Source organism: Streptomyces sp. NPDC054834, assembly GCF_053611185.1.
The window spans coordinates 1-2,534 of the sequence record NZ_JBSGZV010000112.1 but is presented as its reverse complement, the minus strand read 5'-3'; the positions used below and the strand labels follow the sequence as shown (position 1 = coordinate 2,534).

1 protein-coding gene is annotated in these 2,534 nt (G+C 69.6%); it reads right to left on the bottom strand.

Translation table 11 applies throughout. From position 1 onward, the window contains the following. The coding region (locus tag ACWGJM_RS48950; protein ID WP_453418269.1) for a beta strand repeat-containing protein at positions 1–2,522 on the bottom strand (2,522 nt) is incomplete at its 3' end. Positions 2,523–2,534: the final 12 nt, after the last annotated feature.

Genomic DNA, 2,534 nt, shown 5'->3' with positions numbered 1-2,534 from the left:
GGCGAAGACACCACCACCGTGGTCGACGACGCCTGATTCACCGTCTGCGTGTCAGAGCCAGTGGAGGAGGTGAAGTTGCCGTCCCCACCATAGGAGGCAGTGACGGAGAACGGGCTACCAGAGGTGCTGGCGTAGGCGTGCGTCACCGTCGCCGTGCCACCCACCAGGCTGCCGCTGAGGGTCGGCGACCCGTCACCGAAGTCGAACGTGACCGACCCCGACGGCGTGCCCGCACCCGGCGCCACCGCCGCCACCGTCGCGGTGAACGTCACCGACTGACCCACCACCGACGGATCCGGCGAAGACACCACCACCGTGGTCGACGACGCCTGATTCACCGTCTGCGTGTCCGTGCCCGAAGAGCCGGCGAAGCTGGCGTTCCCGCCGTAGGTGGCCGTCACCGTGAACGGACTGCCCGCCGTGGTCGTGTAGGCGTGCGTCACCGTCGCAGTACCACCCACCAGGTTCACTACCTGGGACGGGCTGCCGTCACCGAAGTTGAAGATGACCGTGCCCGACGGCGTGCCCGCACCCGGCGCCACGGCAGCGACGGTCGCGGTGAACGTCACCGGCTGACCCACCACCGACGGATCCGGCGAAGACACCACCACCGTGGTCGACGACGCCTGATTCACCGTCTGCGTGTCAGAGCCAGTGGAGGAGGTGAAGTTGCCGTCCCCACCATAGGAAGCAGTGACAGCGAACGGACTCCCGGTCGTGGACGTGTAGGTGTGGTTGACCGTCGCAGTACCACCCACCAGGGTGCCGCTCACGGTCGGCGACCCGTCACCGAAGTTGAACGTGACCGACCCCGTAGGAGTCCCCGCCCCCGGCGCCACGGCAGCGACGGTCGCGGTGAACGTCACCGGCTGACCCACCACCGATGGGTCCGGCGAAGACGCCACCACCGTGGTCGTCGACGCCTGGTTAACCGTCTGCGTGTCCGTGCCCGAAGAGCCGGCGAAGCTGGCGTTCCCGCCGTAGGTGGCCGTCACCGTGAACGGACTGCCCGCCGTGGTCGTGTAGGCGTGCGTCACCGTCGCCGTGCCGCCCACCAGGTTCGCCACCTGGGACGGGCTGCCGTCACCGAAGTTGAAGGTGACCGTCCCCGACGGCGTGCCCGCACCCGGCGCCACGGCAGCGACGGTCGCGGTGAACGTCACCGGCTGACCCACCACCGACGGATCCGGCGAAGACGCCACCACCGTGGTCGTCGCCGCCTGGTTCACCGTCTGCGTGTCCGTGCCCGAAGAGCCGGCGAAGTTGGCGTTCCCGCCGTAGGTGGCCGTCACCGTGAACGGACTGCCCGCCGTGGTCGTGTAGGCGTGCGTCACCGTCGCACTACCACCCACCAGGGTGCCGCTCACGGTCGGCGACCCGTCACCGAAGTTGAACGTGACCGTCCCCGACGGCGTGCCCGCACCCGGCGCCACCGCCGCCACCGTCGCCGTGAACGTCACCGACTGACCCACCACCGACGGATCCGGCGAAGACACCACCACCGTGGTCGTCGCCGCCTGGTTCACCGTCTGCGTGTCCGTGCCCGAAGAGCCGGCAAAGTTGGCGTTCCCGCTGTAGGTGGCCGTCACCGTGAACGGACTGCCCGTGGTGCTGGTGTAGGTGTGGGGGATCGTCGCCGTGCCGCCCACCAGGTTCACCACCTGAGACGGGCTGCCGTCACCGAAGTTGAAGGTGACCGTCCCCGACGGCGTGCCCGCACCCGGCGCCACCGCCGCCACCGTCGCGGTGAAGGTCACCGACTGCCCCACCACCGACGGATCCGGCGAGGAAGCGACCGCCGTAGTGGTCGCCGCCTGGTTCACCGTCTGCGTGTCGATGCCGATGGAGGAGGTGAAGTTGCCGTTCCCGCCGTATGAGGCGGTGATGGTGTACGGGCTGCCCGTGGTGCTGGTGTAGGTGTGGGGGATCGTCGCCGTGCCGCCCACCAGGTTCACCACCTGGGACGGGCTGCCGTCACCGAAGCTGATGGTGACCGTTCCCGTGGGCGTGCCCGCGCCCGGCGCCACCGGCGCCACCGTCGCGGTGATGGTCACCGGCTGCCCCACCACCGACGGATCCGGCGAAGACACCACCACCGTAGTGGTCGCCGCCTGGTTAACCGTCTGCGTGTCCGTGCCCGAAGAGCCGGCGAAGCTGGCGTTCCCGCCGTAGGTGGCCGTCACCGTGAACGGACTGCCCGTCGTCGTCGTGTAGGCGTGCGTCACCGTCGCAGTACCACCCACCAGGGTGCCGCTCACGGTCGGCGACCCGTCACCGAAGTTGAACGTGACCGTCCCCGACGGCGTGCCCGCACCCGGCGCCACCGCCGCCACCGTCGCGGTGAACGTCACCGGCTGCCCCACCACCGACGGATCCGGCGAAGACACCACCACCGTAGTGGTCGCCGCCTGATTCACCGTCTGCGTGTCCGTGCCCGAAGAGCCGGCGAAGCTGGCGTTCCCGCCGTAGGTGGCCGTCACCGTGAACGGACTGCCCGTCGTCGTCGTGTAGGCGTGCGTCACCGTCGCAGTACC